This window comes from Gimesia aquarii (genome assembly GCF_007748175.1).
In the GTDB taxonomy this organism is placed as follows: Bacteria; Planctomycetota; Planctomycetia; order Planctomycetales; family Planctomycetaceae; genus Gimesia; species Gimesia aquarii_A.
On record NZ_CP037422.1, the window covers coordinates 1567397 to 1586367 of the forward strand.

An 18971-nucleotide genomic window follows, 5' to 3' on the forward strand; every position below is an offset into this window, starting at 1 on the left:
GAATCTTGTCATGAATCGGCTACGGGGGTATAAAGCATCGTTCATAAGGTTTTTGCGAAACTCACTGATACTGTCAGAACCTTGCAGTGATTGATAACGTTTCGTACTTCTATTGGGATCTCAGACGCACATTGAGGTGAAGCATGTCGTCCGAATTCAATGATCCAGATGATGCATCTAGCATCTACGAGGAAGCTCCTCTGGAAGCTGATCGTCATAAATGGATCGAAAGCCAAAAGACGGGCTTTGATCTGGGCAAGTTTGCTATTTCTGACTGGTATGCAAATCATTGGTACTACTTTTGCATGGTCAAGAAAATAGAGCATTTGTTAGGAAATCGATGCTGGCAGGAGTTCAGCGATACCCGTTTTGGGTTTCTAAAGTCGCTTAATCTGGAAGATGACCTGTTAGCAGACTTAATCCTGGACAGAATCTTCTGGTTACGAATGGAAAACCTGGACATCATAATCTGGGCCAGAGAGTGGAATTTACCACTTGAGCGTGTTATGGAGATACTCGAGCTAATCGATATCAATTCTGCACGCCTTGAAGAACCAGCGTTGTCCTGAATCAATTTGTAAATAATGGATGATTCGAAACCACCTTCGCTCTCTGAAGAAGAACAATCTCAGGTGGTTGACGATGACCATCCGCGCGGATTATTCACCGGCCTCCGAACTGTCAGTCTATTGACATTATTGAGCCGAGTATTGGGAATGATCCGTGATATCGGTATGGCAACTTTGTTCGGCAACGGGCCGATCATGGATTCTTTTTCGGTCGCTTTTAAATTGCCAAATCTCGCCCGACGTCTGTTAGGAGAAGGGGCGCTTTCAACGGCTTTTTTGCCGACCTACATTCGTGAACTGGAGCAGAATGGTCGCGATGATTCGTGGAAGCTGGTGACGGCTGTTCTATTCTGGTTGATGATCTTCTGCTTTTTGGTGGTAGCTTTCGGCGAAGGATTTCTGGTTTTGATGAGCGGAGTGGCAGCTCCAAATTCCGAATCGCAGCTTTTGTTCTGGTTGGCTGGATTACTATTACCGTATTTAATTTTGATTTGTTTGGCAGCTCAGATCAATGCCACACTGCATGCGTTAAACCATTTTTCGATACCGGCACTACTGCCCACAGTTTTGAATCTGTTCTGGATGGTTGGAATTTGGCTGATCGCCCCATTTTTTTCAGATGCGCAAACCAAAATCACTGTGATCTGTCTTTCAATATTGATGGGAGGTGTCGTTCAATTATTGTTGCCATTTTTGAAGTTGTTACAGTTGGGGTATCGCCCTCGCATGCAATGGCAGAGCGGTTTCGAGCAAGTTCAAACCATCGCAGTTATCATGGCTCCGATTGTTGTTGGGCTTTCAATTACCCAACTCAATACTTTAATTGATAGCCTTTTGGCCTGGGGTATGGCTAAGCCGGAAGGAATATCTGCGGCCAGTTCAGATACGTCCCTTCCATTCTGGCAAATTTTTGAATCGGGGACGGCTTCTGCTTTATATTTCGGTCAAAGAATGTACCAGTTTCCGCTAGGAGTCTTCGGGGTTGCTTTGGGGACAGTGCTTTATCCCCGACTTTCTCGTCATGCAGAACGAAAAAACGAAGACTTATTACGCCAGGATTTGACATTGGGACTGCAATTAGTTCTGGGCGTCGGACTACCCGCCAGTCTGGGACTATATTTAATGGCGGAACCCTTGTCTTTGCTCTTGTTTCAATATGGTGATTTCGATGTACATGACGCATTTCAAACGGCTGAAATGATTCGTTATTATGGTGTGGGAGTCTTTGCATTTATGGCGGTTTTGATTTTGAATCGTGGATTCTATGCCATTGGCGATACGCGGACTCCGGTTCGCATTGGTGTTTTGATTGTTGTTGTTAATCTGCTTTTAAATTTGTTATTCATTTGGTGGCTGAAAGGAAAAGGGCTTGCGCTGGCGACTTCTCTGGCAGCAATGATTCAATCAGGGCTCAGCATCTGGCTGATCAGGGAAAAAATAGGCTCCCTCGATTTTTCGAAAATTATGCGAACCTGTTTAAGAGCTGGCCTGGCAACCATTATCATGGCGATTGTGATCATTGCTGAGTTGCAGATCATCTCACCGGCAACTCAGTTTTTTTATCGCTTGTTACGGGTATTCATTCCCGTCAGTTCAGCTGTGGTAGTTTACCTCCTGTTGGTTCGTCTGTTGGGAATACAGGAAATTCTGACCCTTCTGGGGGCTGGCAAAAACTCTGTTGAACATCATCCCAAATCTTGAAGGATAGCGAAAAAAGAAAAGCCCACTCGCGTTACCGAGAGGGCTTAATTTATTTTAATCCGATCAAATTTTAATATTAAAACTCACCGATGACTTCCCCACCACTGCGGGTACTCAGTGCGCGGTATGTATTCAGATCGATATTTTCACTGAGTGATCGAACTGAACCATCCATTAGCATGGCATGCACTATTCCAATGTGATAGCTACGAGCCGTTATAGCGGCATAGGTGGGGCTGGTGCAACTTTTTGCTTCCCGGCAAGCGGTAAAGTCGCCCGCATCAAGAGCACCGGTGGCTCCCGTAACGGCCACTTTGGTATTTGGAGGAAGTGTACTGGTAAATCCAGTTTGATGTACCCGGCCATCGACCCACTCAGTATGACCAGTGTTCCCTTTATTGTCACCGCTCATTAAAGCTTCAACACCACTGGCAGTATCTGGAATTGTAGATGAACCTGCGTTACCATCTCGATTGTATGCAGTAAATGCTTTCACTTCAGCAAAGCCAATCGTATTCGTCATCCCATCTGTGAAGTCACGTGGCTTGGTTTTACTATTGGGATAAAAGGCTCCATCACCACCACTGAGACTGGAATTGGTAAAGACACGCCAGGTTCCTCCGTTGTATCCATAGCTGATCGGATAGTGTATGGGGGCACCAGTCGTCGAGTCAGTGCGAGATTTATCATTGATCTCGCTGGGACAGAGGAAGAAGGGGGTGCGTGTAATTGCAATATTGGCGTTAACGGGTGCTTGATAGCCGACTGTGAAATCAATGTTGTTGTAAAGGTTTGCTCCGTCAGCATACGGAAGAATGCGAGCATGAATTGACCATTGCCCGCCATCCGTGTATCCACCGGCTCCATCTGGGCCAACACAGAAGGCAGGGGGGAATGCTGTGAAAGCACTCAGATAGTTATGCAAAGCCAAACCGATTTGCTTCAAATTATTTTTACATTGGCTACGACGAGCAGCCTCACGTGCCTGTTGAACGGCGGGTAAGAGAAGTGCGATCAGGATCGCAATAATGGCGATGACTACCAGAAGCTCAATCAACGTAAAGCCATGTTTGTTTACACCAATAGCCCGATATTTTTGGGTACGTTGTCCCATTTCTTTTCTTCCTCTAAAAAAAAGATGATGACAACGTGCTGATACTCTATATTGGGCAAACAACGTGCTGACAATCGATATTGTTCAGACAACGTGTTCATTACCAATTAATGTGCATTTGATACGGGTTGTATCTGCTTGGGTAGCCGTCTTGTCGTTAATTCAAATGATTCATCGAGACTTGAAAGCCAATCTTTGTTGACATTGAGTCTCAAGTTCATTATGTTAGCCACCTGTGATCATGTCTGCAAGTAGTATTAAAGTTTATTTTTCACATTTTTTGATGTGTAAATGAGCTAAGCAGACAGGTTTGGAAAATACTGCAATGAGTGGCATTCTGATTTGTTCAAGAGGAATGCTTGGGGCGCATTGGAGTGCAAGAAAAGACTCTTTTTCGTTATTTTTAAGACTAATGAGTGAACAAAATAATCTCAATCACGACGCGCCCGCTCCTAATGAAGACTTTCCTTCAGATGCAGACGTAATCAGTTCAGAAACGATTCTCAAAGGTAATCAGGAAGTATTGATTCAACATGGTGAAATCGTTTACCGCTTGCGAATTACGCAGAATGGGAAACTGATCCTTTGTAAATAAGAGGCCCTGATTACATGCAAAGCAGGTAATTTATCAGATATCGGTCCGCAATTTCGAAATGGCTGGTCTCTAATTCGAAAAGGCGGCCTGCAGGCTTTCGAGCATGTCCTGTTCCAGAGCAGGGTCGCGTCCCCGGGGAATCCAGCCAGACGGTTGTGCTTGCTCTTGTACAAGGTTCAAGTCGCGTCTGAGGCTGAGATCTTGCTCAAACGTCGCTCCACCTGGGGCACTTGACGTTTGGGTATGGACATCTTCGATCTCTTTGAAGGCTTCAACTCCAAGCAAATAACCCCCTTCTATAGGAGTGACGCTCACGAAAACTCGGCGTCTGATCGACTGCAGACTGCTCTCCAACTTGTTATCGAAACCAACTGAATCAGCATGCCAGGGTTCAAGAAAATTCGAGCCGACTTTGTATTCAGTCTGAATCATGCCATCCAGTTTATTTTCACGCGCGATCTGAAACTTATAGTTATGAATAATGTCGACGACCCGTTCCCAAACTACATCTTGATTTGTCCCCGAAACTTGAATTGGATTTGAAGCAGGAAGGGGCGCAGCCTGATTCCAGCCTGATGCACAGCCGGTGCACAGAATACATAAGACGATTATTTTCAGGAAGTTACATAGCATTTCCAGATGCCGATAGTCGGACTGCTTCATGAAATGCGGAGTCTGTAACAGACTCAAATCAGAGCAGTGACGTTGTGGTTACTTTCGAAGGGCAAGTGAATGGGGATGGTCTCAATTTCTTTTAAATGCTTGAGAAGTTTCCCAGATTGATAATTCTGAAGCAAGATCACTTTAAAAATCCCTTTGTTATGTTTGTTCAATAACTTCCCAAGCCTACTCTCGGAATCATCTTCTGTTTAGAATATTGTTTGAAGTGACTGTCATAAAACGTCTTAAACACTTTACAGGTAAGCATCATGGAATACTTTGCAGATATCCCCCCCATTCAGTATGAAGGCCCACAGAGCAAAAATTCACTTGCATTCAAGCACTACAATCCAGAAGAGATCATCGAAGGCCAATCAATGCGAGATCTTTTTCGGTTCAGCATCTGTTACTGGCATACATTTCGAGGTACCGGGAGTGACCCATTTGGAGCGGGGACGCTGCAGCGTCCCTGGGACGATGGTTCAGATTCTGTCGAAAATGCGCTGAAGCGCGTCGATGTCGCATTCGAATTCTTTGAAAAACTGCAAGCCCCTTATTACTGTTTTCATGATAAAGATGTTTCTCCGGATGGTGAAACTTTAAAAGAGGCAAACGAGAACTTAGATCGGATCGCGGACAAGCTCCTGGAAGCCCAGGAACGTACTGGTATCAAGCTGTTATGGGGAACTGCGAATATGTTCTCTCATCCCCGTTTTATGCATGGTGCTGCTACCAGTCCGAATGCGGATGTTTTCGCTTATGCAGCAGCTCAAGTGAAAAAAGCGATGGAAGTCACTCATCGCTTGGGGGGCGAAAACTATGTGTTTTGGGGTGGCCGTGAAGGCTATATGAATCTGTTTAATACCGATATGAAACGTGAACTGGACCATTTAGCGCGGTTCATGCATTTAGCTGTCGAACATGCTCAGAAGATCGGCTTCAAGGGACAGTTTCTCTTTGAACCCAAACCTAAAGAACCCACAAAGCATCAATATGACTTTGATGCTGCCGCCTGTTTGAATTTCTTGCGAGCCAATGATCTGTTAGATCATGTGAAATTGAATATCGAAACGAACCATGCAACACTGGCAGGTCATACTATGATGCACGAGTTGGTTTACTCTTCGATACAGGGGGCTCTTGGAAGTATTGATGCCAATACGGGTGACCTGTTACTTGGTTGGGACACCGATCAATTTCCGACCGACATTTATTTGACAACACAGTGTATGCTTGCAATTCTTGATCAGGGGGGACTGGCTCCCGGTGGTGTCAATTTTGATGCGAAAGTAAGACGAGAAAGCTTCGAGCCGATCGATTTATTTTATGCTCACATCGGTGGTATGGACGCTTTTGCCCGTGGTGCGAAAATTGCGGCACAGATTCGGAAAGATGGTATCCTTTCTGATTTTGTTGCCAAACGTTACGCGAGCTATGATGAAGGCATCGGGCAACAAATTGAATCGGGCAGTGTCTCTTTTACTGATCTGGAAGCTTACATGCTGGAGAAAGGAGACTCTGCTCCCAATCTAAGTGGTCGTCAGGAATGGATCGAAAACGTAATCAACGACTACCTTTAATAGAAGCTTAACTTAGAGCTTAAAATCAACCCTCTGTGTTTGATGACTGCAGAGGGTTATTTTTTTGACGAGACGGAAGACAAATTTTTTACCGCTTACCTCAATTTCAGGAAGTATGCTTTAATCAGGACTTAAACAAATGCTGTATAGCAGATGTGATTCTATCGATATTGCCGATTTTCAGGTTTGTTCTGATTCGGTTTAAAAGTGTGAATCCGAGCTGTCGTCGTCGGATTCCCTGTTCGCATCACATGGTTGAGGATAAGTGATGATTGAGACAATTTTGGATACGTGCCGAGAATATTCCAACTTTTATATCAATTACTTGAATAAGAGGTGGGATAATATTTCACCGATGGAATATGGGACCGTTTTGATTGTAATCGCTTTCATTGGTTGGTTGCTGATGCGAAATGGTGCCCGCAAAACCTGATCAAATCTTCAAGTGGTCTTCGTAAATCATTCAGTGATAAGCAATCTGATTTGCTCCTTGTATTGCCCGATGATTCCCCTCCCTGGATTACTCTTGCTCGCTTCACGAAAATGACTAAGATTCCGTTCCTTCCCTTAGTCTGTAATTCAAAGATCCCAAATAGAACTGACTCTTTTTGGCTTTTTTTGGAAAACGATGCAATCAGTCAGAGTTCTGAATGCCGATGAATTTTAAACCTTGGGAAAACAGAAATTACTTTTGTTAAAAATATCTGAGTCACGGTGAATTTTTAAATATTGATTTGAATCACCCGTCGACGATAGTGTTAACGATGCATACAATAGAACCAGTATTCTGTCATTTCAAATTCCGTCGGAGGATCCTAAACCTTAGCATGGACCGGAATCAATAGTGGTGAGTGCTTTGCACTACCCGATTCACCGTCCTTCTTGCAGCGACCCCACCGTCGCAATGTTATGACAGTGATACTATGAAAGTCGTGATCTCATCGAGGCACGGCTTTTTTTATTCACTAGTAACAGATTTGCATTAGATGCACCGTTTGAGATTGAAGTCGTTCGCAAAGAAAATTCTATTCGGTTCTTGAACCCTGTGTTTGAAACTGAGACAATCAGTGTTATAGCGCTCAACATTGATTTCTCTGTTATCGATCATCTTCATGAATGCATCTAAGTCTTCTCTTGGCAGATCTTTTTCCCAATCATTTCTAAATTCCTTTTCCCGTTCAAAACTGTTTTTGAAGGGGAACATGTGGATTTGGCCAATTGCAGGGACCCTCTTGTTATTAGTACTTGCTTTCATCGTGAGATCAGTTGTTGAGCAATCAAGTAAGCAAACGGTTGCCGACAATTTGCAAGCGATTCTTAACGCGGACGTTGCGGCTCTCAATATCTGGCTGGAGCGTGAGGAGTCATTAGCAGTTGTCTTGGCTAATGAGCCGCGCATTCGAGAGCTGGCAAAAGATCTGAATCAGGTTGATCAAGATAATCCAGATAATCGTGATGCGCTTTTGCAATCAAAGTCATTGGAAGCACTCCGAACTGAATTCAAGTCTGAAATAGAACATCTGGGATACCTGGATGTTGGCCTGCTAAGCGTGGATGGTAAAGTATTAGCCGCCACTCGTGACGAACCGATTGGGAGAGCGGATCTGCCGCTTCAGAAATCAGCTCTGGAAAAAATTCAGCAGGGAAAAGCGACGGTCACACGACCTTTTGAAAGCCTGTTTACTCGCAAAACTGATTCAGGGGAGTTAAAAGCGGGGCTGCCAACCATGCTTGCAATGGCCCCAGTGAAGGATGAGTCAGGCACAGTGCTTGCAGCATTAGTCCTCATGATTCGACCTGATATTAATTTCACTCGCATTTTATCTATTGCCCGAGCAGGCAAGTCTGGGGAAACATACGCTTTTGATAAAGACGGGCTGCTGTTATCTCAAAGCCGATTTGATGATGAGTTGAAAATGATTGGTCTCATTCCGGACCGAGACGATGCTCGCTCGATTTTGAATATTCAGATTCGTGATCCGCAGGTGAATATGGCTGAGGGTAACCGCCCTACGTTAAGACTGGCTGAGCGGCCACTCACTCAGATGGCAGCAATGGCGGTTCAGAATCAGAGTGGTATAGATGTCAATGGATATCGTGACTATCGGGGAGTCCCAGTGGTAGGCGCGTGGACGTGGTTGCCAGAGTATGAAATGGGAGTGGCGACAGAGATGGATGTCGCTGAGGCCTATCGCCCCCTTTATTTGTTGCGTTACAGCTTCTGGGGTTTGTTTGCCTTGCTCGTTGTTGGCTCTATTGCGATCTTTATATTTACAGTGATTGTTGCGAAGAAGGATCAGGAAACGCGGCGTGCAGTCATTCAAGCAAAGCAACTGGGACAATACGCGCTCGATGAAAAGCTGGGCGAGGGAGGGATGGGAGTTGTCTATCGCGGGCATCATGCCATGCTCAGGCGACCCACGGCAATTAAGCTACTGGATATTGAGAAAACCACTGATGAAGCCGTTGCTCGATTTGAACGAGAAGTGCAGTTAACCAGTCAGTTGAATCATCCGAATACGATTGCCATCTATGATTATGGACGTACACCGGAAGGTGTGTTTTATTATGCGATGGAGCTGTTAGAGGGCATCGATTTGGATGAATTAGTGAAGCAGAACGGCGCTTTGCCAGAGCATCGGGTGATCTATCTGTTGAAACAGATTGCCGGTTCGTTGTCCGAAGCACATGCCCTGGGGGTCGTTCACCGCGATGTCAAACCAGCCAATATTTTTTTGACACACCGGGGAGGCGTCTATGACTTTATCAAACTGCTTGATTTTGGTTTGGTAAAAGCCATCGATGGGAGAGAACAAGCTTCGTTGACTTCGGCCAATTCAATGGCGGGAACTCCTATGTACCTATCACCGGAAGGCATCAAGAATCCAGACAAAGTCGATGCGCGAAGCGACCTTTATGCACTCGGTGCCGTTGCTTATTACCTGTTGACAGGTACTACGGTCTTTGATGGTGAGTCTATTATCGAAATCTGTATGAAACACACACAGCAAGCACCGGAACCCCCTTCAAAGCGATTAGGCAAGCCAGTCTCTGAGGATCTGGAGCAAATTATTATGAGGTGTTTGGAGAAAGATCCCACAAATCGACCACAGACTGCAGCTGAAGTCGTTCAGGAACTTTCAAGATGTCATATGGACGGTAAGTGGACTATGTTAGACGCTGAAAACTGGTGGAAACATCAAACGGAATTAGGAACCACATTGATTCAGTCATCTCCTGAGATCAAACCGCAATCCCAATCAGCAGCAGATGCCACTTTGATCGTCAATCTTTCCAATGAAGAATGACGTTCAGCGACTCTTACTGAATGTCACTTTTGATCGTTTCCAGTGGGACGAAATTTGCAGGATCAGTTTTTGAATCAGATGTGGCCGCATCACGGCTCGCTAGAATTCCCGGGGCTGCTGTTTGGCTATGATCGGTTCCTTCATAGACACCAAAGTCGTTGAAGAAAAATCTTTTAGCAACACGATAGACAAAGCTCTTTTCCGGAATCTCGTTACCGGGAGCATACTGAGAAGTACGTGTTTCCAAATTTTGCAATTCCTGCATCGCTTGTTTCCGCGCAGTGGAATCTTTAGCACCATGTTTTTTAACTAGATCTTCCAGTAGGTCCGGACGTTCAAGAATAATGCAACCGCGTGTATTTTGCTGTACGACTTCTCTGAAGTCTTTAAGAAACTCCGATTGTACGAACTTCTCTTTTAGTGTTTTCGATTCATCATGAATAGAATCAGTGGCAAACTGGATCACAGGACATGGTTCGATATCTCCCCAGGGATTAATATGGTGGCTCAGACCAGTCGCAGCCGGGCAGAGTGCAGTACCTTCGTGATCGAAATAAGCATCAATTACACCAATTGGTTTTCTTGCGCGTATATCAACAACGAACTTTCGGGCGCGTAATTGCTCTTCTGGTGAGAGGGCCAATTCAGGGTTGGGCTCCGGGCCTGCAACACGATAGATGTGATACCAGCAATACATCACACCCATATCGATCAGTTTATCAACCCATTCTTCAGTGAGTAAATCATCGATATTCGATTTGCACAAGCTGGTGCATACTCCGGTAAGCAATTTATTATTCAGACAATTTTGTATCCCCTGCATTGTCTTTTCATACACATCATTGCGACCTCTGCGGAGGTTGCTGATGATTTCATTCCCTTCCACACTAATGAGCGGGGTTGCGTTTCCCAATTTGCGGAGCTTTTTTGCGATTTCATCAGTGATGAATTGGCCGTTTGTAAAAATCTGAAAATAACAATCTGGATGACGTTCCAGAATTTCCAGTAACTGTGGGTGCATGAAAGGTTCACCCCCCAGTATTCCGAAAAAGGAATTCCCCATTTCCTTTGCTTCTTTAATCAGACGCGACATCGCTTCTACATCGATTTTTTCCTGTTTGGCTGCGACGTCCACCCAACATCCCTGGCAGCGAAGATTACAACTGTTGATTACAGAGATGTAGAGAAAGGGGGGGAAGAACTCTCCTCGTTTAAGTCGTTTTTTGTGTTTGTGGACCGAGAGAGCGCCTTTGAATCCAAAATTGTAAGCCAATTTCCAGACGAGCCTTTTGTCTGTCTCCATCAAGACGCGTTTGGCCATTTTGAAATACATAAAGGGGCTCAGTTCTGTTTGAGAATTAAAATAGTGAACAAAAAGTATTTCTCTCTAACAATTCTACTCACTAGGGAGCTTGGAAACACCTGTTTCTACTAAAAAATACTCAGAATTATGGCATAGTACACAAACATTTAAGCTCTCACTGTAAATTGCATGAATTTCATGGTATAAGGCATTGTTCGAAAATTTGTTTTTTTGACTTTGATTGATATTCAGTATACTTTCTAAGTTTAAATAAACACAGAAAAGCCGCTCAAACTTAAGAGACACTATTCTGGTTCAAATTGTTTAAAAGCTCGAGGCAATTGATGGAGTTAGTTGGAAGAAGATACGATACCTATGAAGCTGTCAGCATCAAGATCAAAGGAGAAAAAATATCTTCAATAGATTTGCTGCCCAATTCTGAAGCAGCAGATCTTCCCTTTATCGCTCCGTCATTGTTTGATCTACAGATCAATGGGCATGGTGGAATTTGGTTCAATCAGCAAGGTCTCACTGTAGAAGATGTTTGCTCTGTTTTAGAAAAACATTACCAGTATGGTATTACCAGATTATGCCCGACCTTGATCACAAGTTCGTATGAAGACTATGTCGGTGGTTTTTCAGCGATTCGAGAAGCTTGCGAACAGTATGAATGGGTTGATCAAATGGTACCGGGCTGTCATTTAGAAGGTCCGTACATTTCACAAATTCAAGGACCTCGAGGCGCTCACCCTCTGGACCATGTGCGTGCTGCTGACTGGGACGAATTTTCCCGCTTGCAGGAGATTTCGGGGGACCGGATTCGATTGATCACATTAGCACCGGAAGTCGAGAATGCAATTCCATTTATCAAAAAAGCGGTCGCTTCAGGGGTTGTCGTGTCGATTGGTCACACCGCCGCCGAACCAGAACAGATTACCGCAGCAGTCGATGCAGGTGCCCGTTTAAGTACACATTTAGGCAATGGAGCTCATGGCACACTACGTAGACATCCCAACTATATCTGGGAACAGTTAGGGGAATCACGGTTAATGGCTAGTATTATCACTGACGGCCATCATCTGCCAGCCAGTGTCGTGAGAACGGTTATCAAAACCAAAGGAGTAGAAAATACGGTCATCACTTGCGATGCCTCAGGCTTAGCTGGTTCTCCTCCTGGTATCTATGAAGAGGGCTCAGTCAAGATGGAGGTCCTCGAAGATGGACCTATCGTTATTGCAGGGCAGCGACAATTGCTTGCTGGTTCAGGAGTAGAAACCGACACCTGTGTGACGACAGCCATCGATATGGCCGGGATCACCTTACAGCAAGCCTTAGATATGGCAGGCAGGAATCCCGCACGATTATTGGGATTTGATGAGGTCAATCTCGAAGTCGGCTCCAGAGCTGATCTGATCTTGTTTCATTATGAAGGCACCAGTTCCCGTATGAATATCCAAACCACGTTGGCATGTGGTGTTGTTAAATACGGAACCTTATTAGTTAATTCCTGAGTCCATTCCGATTAAAACGAATACACGTCCCACCTTGCTGAAAAAATGCGAAATTCTTTTATGCTCGCGTGTTCACTGATTCCATTCTGCTAAATCTGGTGTTATAATTGTGTATTCTTAGGTTCCTCATGAGAGGTTTTATTGATTAACTATTTATCTATACAGGGCCGTTGTTTTATTATTTTTTTGGCTCTTACTATCTATTGAGATCGTACAAGGCTTATTAGATTTTTCTGTATTTGAGTCGCTTATTTTCTTATCCCTCATTCTGGATAAGCAGAACAGGCTAAAGTTCTTTTTCCTGTTTTTAGTCTAATTTGCAGTGAATCTATTACATTGCCCGATGTGCATCTGCAGATCATGGACCGCGAATGATTTTTTTTAATAAGAAGTCACCAAAGAAAAAGCTGAGCACAGAGCTAGTCGATCTACGGCTTGTTTCGCAACAGGATATCGATTCCTGTCTTCAGGAACTCCAGGATAATTCGACTGATGATGACAAGCTGATTCGATTATTGGAACGGAAAAATCTGATTACGTCGTTTCAAGCAGGTCGTTTGAAAAACAATGAACTCGAGGGTCTGGTACTTGGCGATAACAAATTAATGTACCAGAATGCCTCTGGAAGTTTCGCACGCGTGTATCGCGCTGCATCCCTGACCGATGGTAGTATGGTGGGAGTCAAAGTTCTGAGACAGCGCTGGGCTCAGGATCCCGAAACCGTCAAAATGTTTCGTCGGGAAGCAGAAGTCTGCAAGCAGTTTCAGCATAAAAACATCGTACCAATATACGACGTCGGAGTGCAGGACAATATCCATTACTTCACAATGGAATTTGTGGAGGGAGGAAATCTACGTGATTTCATCACGATCCGAAAAAAACTATCACCGCAAGAGGCAATCAATTATACGATTGATATTTGTGAAGGTTTGGAATATGCGAATCGTCTCGGATATACACACCGTGACATGAAACCCACAAATGTGTTGATGTCGATTCAGGGAGTCGCCAAACTGATTGACTTTGGACTGGCAGGGGAAGAGGATGCCAGTGGTGCTGCCAATGAAGCCCATCAGCGTGCTGTTGAATATGGGACATTAGAAAAATCAACCGGTGCCCCACGAAATGATCCGCGAAGCGATCTCTATTTTGTGGGAACCATTTTTTATGAACTTCTTTGTGGTAAACCCCCATTTCCACGTACTAAGGATGTCGAAGAACGGAAAAAACCATCACGGTATTCCCAAGTTCCTTCCATTACATCCCTGGATCCAGACTTGCCAACTTCGGTAGTGAATGTATTAGAAAAGTTGATGGCCTATCAACCGCAAGAACGTTTCCAGTCTGCCACTGAGGCAATTCAAGAGCTGCTTGAAGTGCGTACCCAGCTAGATGATCCTGAAGAGAAAAACAATGCGAAAGTGACTTCGGAAGCGAAAGTGACTGCAGAGCAATCATTAAAAATTTCGATCGCACCTCCCACAATTTTGTGTGTTGAGAATCGATCCAAGAATCAAGACGTCTTGCGGGATTACCTTACGAAACATGGCTATCGTGTTTTGATTTTAAGTGACGTAGATCGTGCTTTGAACCGTATTAAAGAAAATGCTCCTGACTGTGTCGTCTTTATGGAGGATGCCATTGGCTCAGGGGCCGTGGAAGCATTTCATAAAGCGATGGAACTGGATCTCGATCTGGCTGCCATTCTCATTCTTTCGGAGAAAAATGCCAAAACCAAGAAGAAATTAAGAAAGACAGATCGTTCTCGTATTCTTGTTCAGCCTATCAAAATTCGTAATTTACGGGCTAAGATTCAGAAAGTCCTGCAGCACCAACTCAATGACTCTGCAGAACTCACTGCTTATTAAAAGTTGACGCTCTCAACGAATATTTGATTTCACTGCGCAGTTTTTACCTTTTAGATATGAGTGATACAAGTTCGCTGAGTTCACTCATATTTGGGGATATTCGGCTCCGGGATTTCTTCCAGTAGACGTGCAATGATATCTTCTGTTACCAATCCTTCAGCTTGTGCCTGGAAGTTGGTTGAAATGCGATGTCTGAGCACAGGAATCGCAACACGTCTGATGTCATTGAGCGAAACACTGGCGCGACCCGCCATAGCAGCGATTGCTTTACCACCGGAAATCAAATATTGTCCTGCTCTTGGACCGGCTCCCCAATCGACCATTTGTTTAATAAATTGGGGCGCTGAGCCATCAGAGGGGCGTGTCGCACGTACCAGTCGCGTCACATAGTTAATTGTCATCGGACCCACTTCGATCATGTTGATCTGTCTTTGGAGGTAGATAATCGATTTGGCCGTTAATACTTTGCGGATCTCCGGTTTCTCACTGATGCTGGTTGAAGCCAGGATCTTTTCTTCTTCTTCCAGATTTGGGTACTCGACCTTGATATTGAACATAAAACGGTCCAGTTGTGCTTCGGGTAGCGGATAAGTTCCCTCTTGCTCAATGGGGTTCTGCGTGGCAATGACAAAGAAAGGGTCTGGTAAATCGTAGGTCTCCTGACCTACGGTGACTTCTCGTTCCTGCATGGATTGCAACAGTGCAGCCTGTGTTTTGGGGGGGGTTCGGTTGATTTCATCTGCCAGCAGAATATTCGTAAACACGGGGCCTTGCACGAACCGAAATGAACGCCGTCCAGAATCCTCTTCTTCTAAGACATTGGTTCCCGTAATATCAGAGGGCATCAGGTCAGGGGTAAACTGAATGCGTTTGAAATCGCAGTCAAGTATCTGGGCAATCGTGCTAACCAATAACGTCTTTGCTAATCCGGGAACACCTACCAGGAGGCAATGTCCACCGGTAAAAATGGCTGCCATAATTTGTTCTATAACATCATCTTGCCCAATGATGACTTTATGAAGCTCGTCTACCATCACATCATGATGACGTTTTAACTTTTCGAGAAAATCGTCGAAGTCGCGTTTTTCGTTAGCCAAGGTTTTTCCATTCTCTCATAAATGATTAAGTCTGTTTGAGTGAGATTAGTCATTCTGATACAGGGTACCAGTTTATGTAGCTAAGTGTTTTGACTTATGTGAAAATACTTTTGCAGGAACCGCAATTATAGTCATCTCAAATGTCCAGAGAAACCGAGACTCCTGAGTAGAAGAGGCAAAACTGATACAATGTTCAAATCAGTCAGAAAAGTACTGACATCGTAAAAAATAGCTAAAAATCAGGTAAGTATAGACAATTGTTGAACTATAATGACTCTCATGACAGTTCTAGATAATAAGAGCGGCAGGTTTTTGTCTAATGTTTTGTCACATGAGAGAAAGTGAGATGCTATGGAAGGTTCCGATAATCAAAAGCTGTGTTTAACGTTGCGATGGATACTGACGTTTGTTGTTTGCTTTACTTTTTGTATGCAGCCGTTCTTCACTGCTTCTGCCCAGGAACTCACTGCGAAGTCGGTTGCCGACTCGATTGAGCGGGGACGAGATTTTCTGCTGAAAAATCAAAACGAGAGTGGTTCGTGGCCAGCTCCCATCGGTTCCAGCTATAGTGTCGGAGTCAGCTGTCTGGCTTTGATGGCAATTATCAATTGTGGAATGACAGCCAAAGACGAACCGGTCCAAAGAGGTTTAAAATATTTAAGGTCAATTCGTCCTCCCGGTCCAAAGGGGACTTATCAGGTCAGTTTGATGATCATGGCTCTGGCCGCTGCGAAGGATGGAAAACGGGATTTAACGTTAATTCAGTCTCTCGTCAGTCGTCTGGAGTCAAGCCAGGTAAAAAATGGTCCCGATGCAGGAGGCTGGAGCTATGGTCCTGGTATGGCCATTGGTGGAGTGGGAACCGCAGACAGAAGTAACAGCCAGTACGCTGTATTGGCTTTACGAGATGCGGTTCATGCGGGTGTGCCTGTCAGCCTGAGTACGTGGCGATTGATCAAACAGTATTGGAGTACTCAGCAAAGTGCGGATGGAGGTTGGGGATATCAGTCCCGAGGCGGAAAAAGCAGAGGCAGTATGACAGTGGCTGGTATCGCCACGATGGTGATTGTGAATTCCATGCTGGGGGATGATTTGAAAGTCAATCCCGATGGAACACCCATTTGCTGTGATAAAAAAGAAGTAGATGAGTCAATACAACGAGCAGTCCGTTGGATGACAAACCATTTTTCTGTGGGGAGCAATCCGGGGGTGAATTCCTGGTTGCTCTATTATCTTTATGGCCTCGAACGGGCAGGGCGACTCAGTGGGACACGTTTTTTTGGAAAACACGACTGGTACCGAGAAGGCGCTGATTTCCTTGTGAAAAGACAGTCAGTGCGTGATGGTTCCTGGAAGGGTTCAGGGCAAATAGAAGGTAATCCTGTCTTAGGGACCAGTTTTGTTTTGTTGTTTCTCTCTAAGGGGCTGGCCCCCGTCTTGATCAATAAGCTGGAATACAACACAAAGCAGAAAGTCGCTCAAAATAAGGATGCCATTCCTAATTGGAACCACCATCAAAACGATATTTTGAATCTGACAGACGCTTTATCAGGGCGTCCCGATTGGCCCAAACTTCTCACCTGGCAGACCGTTAACCTGGAGCTGGCAATTCAAAGTGGAAGTGTGCAGGTTCTCAGGCAGGCGCCTGTTCTCTTCATCAGTGGGCTGGACGATCCGGAATTTGGTGAAAAAGAAACAACGACGTTGAAGCAATATGTGGAACAAGGTGGTTTTATTTTTGCAGTTGATAACTGTAATGGAGCCGGATTTGATCGGGGATTTCGTCAATTGATTCAACGTATGTATCCACAGGGAGAAGCCCAACTGAAACGATTGACTGCGGAACATCCCGTGTTTCGTTGTGAGTATTTACTCGATGCCGAAAGTGTCGAGCTTTACGGAGTGGATGTTGGCTGTCGAACTTCAATCATTTACTGCCCCGATGATCTTGCTTGTTTGTGGGATAAGTGGATGCGATTTCCCTCGAAGAAGCGTTCGGCCCAAGCCACATCAATGATTACACGTTCCATTAGAATTGGTACGAATGTGATTGCTTATGCCACCGGTCGCGAACCACCAAATAAACTCGATCAGGAAGAATTAGCCAACCAGGGAGGGGCACAAGATCAGATTGAACGTGGATTTTTGCAAATCGCCAAGCTTCGTCATTCTGGTACCTGGGATGCGGCTCCCCGTGCATTACGTAATTTATTAAAGGCACTCAATCAAAAAGCAGGCATGATTGCCTCCACAAAACCCTTGAACTTGCCTGCCAGCGATCCGAGTCTTCTGAAATATCCGCTGCTTTATATGCATGGGCGAACTCAGTTCAGCCTTTCGAAAACAGAGCAGGCAACACTGAAGCAGGCTCTCGAAAATGGAGCGGTCTTATTTGCCGATGCCTGTTGTGGCTCTCAACCTTTTGATCAAAGCTTTCGGCAAATGATTCATGAGATGTTTCCCACAAAAAAATTGAAGCGCATCCCCATTAATCACTCACTCTTTACAGAACAAACGGGTCATGATGTTCGCAAAGTCAGACGTCGTCAAATGGAAGTAAACGACGTCAACCAACCTCTCAAAGCGAAAACAGTGGTTGTTGAACCGTTGCTGGAAGGCATCGAAATTGACGGGCATCTGGCGGTCATCTATAGTAAATACGATATCAGTTGTGCCTTGGAACAGCAGGCTTCGGTTGCTTGTTCTGGATATATTCCACAGGATGCAGCCAATCTGGCTTTGAATATCGTGCGCTACGCTCTGCTTCAGGATATCAACTTTAAAGAAAAGGTAGAACACCTGAAAGTCGATTAATTTTGCAACAAATCTCTTTATCATTCAGAACCGAGAATTTGTGAAACCAATGAACGAACAAGAAGAACTGCAGAAAACGATCACAACGGGGGCCAGGTTCATCGGAGCAATCGTAGGCTGTGTATTTGCTGGGGTTGGACTGACCGTTTTAGGTTTTCTATGGTCACAACCCTTTGGTGGATTTCATTCTCCCCCCTTGTTTTTTCGAATTTTCGGATCTTTCGTTGCGATTCCCTTTGTTGCCATTGGTAGTTTTACTGCCTACAAAGCTATCACATCTAAGGGGATCTTACCCAAATCAAATGTCATGGAAACCACTTCGACTAATACAAAACGAGGTACTTATACCTGCCCCAAATGCAATGCGCCTTTGTCAGATAACATTGAAGTTTCGCCACACGGCGATGTGAAATGCGGATATTGTAATAGCTGGTTCAATATTCATCATGCTTAAACGAGCGACTTCTCGGGCGAAGCGTCCCTCTTTAAAAGTTGTCATTCCGGTCATATTGTTCTGCACGTATTACCCGTATTCCTGGTTGATATTGAACGATGGATCCTGGACTGATTATCGCTGGGCCTGGATTAAAATGTGGCCTGGCTTACCAGCACTAGCACCGCGCGCCCTGTTTTTTCATCACGTTTCTGATGGGCTGGCTTTTTCGGGGATGCTACTCATAAGCCTGGTGTTAGTTTCACTGATGATTTATTTGGCTTCTTTACGCAGGTGGCTCTTTGGAGTGATTGCACCACTTGTTTTTATCCTGTCTGCATTAAATTCCATGTTAGCCTATGCACTTTATCGAGCATAGCGGAATCTGGATGAAAGAAAGGCAAAAGAATGCCTGTAT

General features: G+C 44.7%; 15 protein-coding genes. 11 read left to right on the forward strand and 4 right to left on the reverse strand.

The features are described from left to right. The first annotated feature begins 143 nt into the window (after positions 1-143). Together V202x_RS06205 and murJ are read left to right on the forward strand one after the other, a co-directional pair. Entirely contained in the window at positions 144-569 is a 426-nt protein-coding gene (locus tag V202x_RS06205) for a hypothetical protein (protein WP_145172214.1), read from the forward strand. A 15-nt stretch (positions 570-584) separates the two neighbouring features. Beyond that, positions 585-2270, forward strand: a complete 1686-nt coding sequence (murJ, locus tag V202x_RS06210; protein ID WP_145172217.1) for a murein biosynthesis integral membrane protein MurJ — start codon at positions 585-587, stop codon at positions 2268-2270. Positions 2271-2346: 76 nt separating this feature from the next. Here murJ and V202x_RS06215 read toward each other — a convergent pair whose 3' ends face one another. Next, on the reverse strand, positions 2347-3384 hold the full coding sequence (locus V202x_RS06215) for a DUF1559 domain-containing protein (protein WP_145172219.1): 1038 nt from the start codon (positions 3382-3384) through the stop codon (positions 2347-2349). Positions 3385-3739: 355 nt separating this feature from the next. On the opposite strand from V202x_RS06215, the gene hemP reads away from it, so the two are divergent. Then, complete coding sequence (gene hemP, locus V202x_RS06220) at positions 3740-3979, forward strand: hemin uptake protein HemP (RefSeq protein WP_145180401.1); 240 nt, start codon at positions 3740-3742, stop codon at positions 3977-3979. A 69-nt stretch (positions 3980-4048) separates the two neighbouring features. Here hemP and V202x_RS06225 read toward each other — a convergent pair whose 3' ends face one another. Further along, positions 4049-4642: a hypothetical protein gene (locus tag V202x_RS06225; RefSeq protein WP_232098880.1), complete on the reverse strand. Its 594-nt coding sequence runs from the start codon at positions 4640-4642 to the stop codon at positions 4049-4051. Positions 4643-4908: 266 nt separating this feature from the next. On the opposite strand from V202x_RS06225, the gene xylA reads away from it, so the two are divergent. From xylA to V202x_RS06235, 3 genes are all read left to right on the forward strand, one after another. Next, positions 4909-6219 (forward strand): xylose isomerase, encoded by a 1311-nt coding sequence (gene xylA / locus V202x_RS06230; protein WP_145172221.1) that lies wholly within the window; start codon positions 4909-4911, stop codon positions 6217-6219. Between the two features lie 268 nt (positions 6220-6487). Continuing rightward, on the forward strand, positions 6488-6652 hold the full coding sequence (locus tag V202x_RS27390) for a hypothetical protein (protein WP_197993257.1): 165 nt from the start codon (positions 6488-6490) through the stop codon (positions 6650-6652). A 769-nt stretch (positions 6653-7421) separates the two neighbouring features. Beyond that, on the forward strand, positions 7422-9527 hold the full coding sequence (locus tag V202x_RS06235) for a serine/threonine protein kinase (RefSeq protein ID WP_232098881.1): 2106 nt from the start codon (positions 7422-7424) through the stop codon (positions 9525-9527). A 13-nt stretch (positions 9528-9540) separates the two neighbouring features. Here the strand turns inward: V202x_RS06235 and V202x_RS06240 are convergent, their stop codons facing one another. Next, positions 9541-10860 (reverse strand): radical SAM/SPASM domain-containing protein, encoded by a 1320-nt coding sequence (locus V202x_RS06240; RefSeq protein ID WP_145172225.1) that lies wholly within the window; start codon positions 10858-10860, stop codon positions 9541-9543. 314 nt (positions 10861-11174) lie between these two features. On the opposite strand from V202x_RS06240, the gene V202x_RS06245 reads away from it, so the two are divergent. Together V202x_RS06245 and V202x_RS06250 are read left to right on the forward strand one after the other, a co-directional pair. Beyond that, positions 11175-12341 carry an N-acetylglucosamine-6-phosphate deacetylase gene (locus tag V202x_RS06245; RefSeq protein WP_145172227.1) on the forward strand — a complete coding sequence of 389 codons (1167 nt, stop codon included), beginning with the start codon at positions 11175-11177 and terminating at the stop codon, positions 12339-12341. Positions 12342-12712: 371 nt separating this feature from the next. Then, entirely contained in the window at positions 12713-14209 is a 1497-nt protein-coding gene (locus V202x_RS06250) for a protein kinase domain-containing protein (RefSeq protein ID WP_145172229.1), read from the forward strand. A gap of 80 nt (positions 14210-14289) precedes the next feature. Here V202x_RS06250 and V202x_RS06255 read toward each other — a convergent pair whose 3' ends face one another. Next, entirely contained in the window at positions 14290-15306 is a 1017-nt protein-coding gene (locus V202x_RS06255) for an AAA family ATPase (protein ID WP_197993258.1), read from the reverse strand. Positions 15307-15657: 351 nt separating this feature from the next. On the opposite strand from V202x_RS06255, the gene V202x_RS06260 reads away from it, so the two are divergent. The 3 genes from V202x_RS06260 to V202x_RS06270 are packed head-to-tail and all read left to right on the forward strand — an operon-like array spanning position 15658 to position 18932. Then, complete coding sequence (locus tag V202x_RS06260) at positions 15658-18120, forward strand: DUF4159 domain-containing protein (protein WP_232098882.1); 2463 nt, start codon at positions 15658-15660, stop codon at positions 18118-18120. Positions 18121-18169: 49 nt separating this feature from the next. Continuing rightward, positions 18170-18574 carry a hypothetical protein gene (locus V202x_RS06265; protein WP_145172231.1) on the forward strand — a complete coding sequence of 135 codons (405 nt, stop codon included), beginning with the start codon at positions 18170-18172 and terminating at the stop codon, positions 18572-18574. Further along, positions 18567-18932: a hypothetical protein gene (locus V202x_RS06270; protein WP_145172233.1), complete on the forward strand. Its 366-nt coding sequence runs from the start codon at positions 18567-18569 to the stop codon at positions 18930-18932. Before V202x_RS06265 ends, V202x_RS06270 begins: the two co-directional genes overlap by 8 nt. The last annotated feature ends 39 nt before the right edge of the window (positions 18933-18971 follow it).

Excerpts from the sequence above, each read along its gene's own strand:
- V202x_RS06205 (WP_145172214.1), top strand. The coding sequence starts at position 144 with ATGTCGTCCGAATTCAATGATCCAGATGATGCATCTAGCATCTACGAG.
- murJ (WP_145172217.1), top strand. The coding sequence starts at position 585 with ATGGATGATTCGAAACCACCTTCGCTCTCTGAAGAAGAACAATCTCAG.
- V202x_RS06215 (WP_145172219.1), bottom strand. The coding sequence starts at position 3,384 with ATGGGACAACGTACCCAAAAATATCGGGCTATTGGTGTAAACAAACAT.
- hemP (WP_145180401.1), top strand. The coding sequence starts at position 3,740 with ATGCTTGGGGCGCATTGGAGTGCAAGAAAAGACTCTTTTTCGTTATTT.
- V202x_RS06225 (WP_232098880.1), bottom strand. The coding sequence starts at position 4,642 with ATGAAGCAGTCCGACTATCGGCATCTGGAAATGCTATGTAACTTCCTG.
- xylA (WP_145172221.1), top strand. The coding sequence starts at position 4,909 with ATGGAATACTTTGCAGATATCCCCCCCATTCAGTATGAAGGCCCACAG.
- V202x_RS27390 (WP_197993257.1), top strand. The coding sequence starts at position 6,488 with ATGATTGAGACAATTTTGGATACGTGCCGAGAATATTCCAACTTTTAT.
- V202x_RS06235 (WP_232098881.1), top strand. The coding sequence starts at position 7,422 with ATGTGGATTTGGCCAATTGCAGGGACCCTCTTGTTATTAGTACTTGCT.
- V202x_RS06240 (WP_145172225.1), bottom strand. The coding sequence starts at position 10,860 with ATGTATTTCAAAATGGCCAAACGCGTCTTGATGGAGACAGACAAAAGG.
- V202x_RS06245 (WP_145172227.1), top strand. The coding sequence starts at position 11,175 with ATGGAGTTAGTTGGAAGAAGATACGATACCTATGAAGCTGTCAGCATC.
- V202x_RS06250 (WP_145172229.1), top strand. The coding sequence starts at position 12,713 with ATGATTTTTTTTAATAAGAAGTCACCAAAGAAAAAGCTGAGCACAGAG.
- V202x_RS06260 (WP_232098882.1), top strand. The coding sequence starts at position 15,658 with ATGGAAGGTTCCGATAATCAAAAGCTGTGTTTAACGTTGCGATGGATA.
- V202x_RS06265 (WP_145172231.1), top strand. The coding sequence starts at position 18,170 with ATGAACGAACAAGAAGAACTGCAGAAAACGATCACAACGGGGGCCAGG.
- V202x_RS06270 (WP_145172233.1), top strand. The coding sequence starts at position 18,567 with ATGCTTAAACGAGCGACTTCTCGGGCGAAGCGTCCCTCTTTAAAAGTT.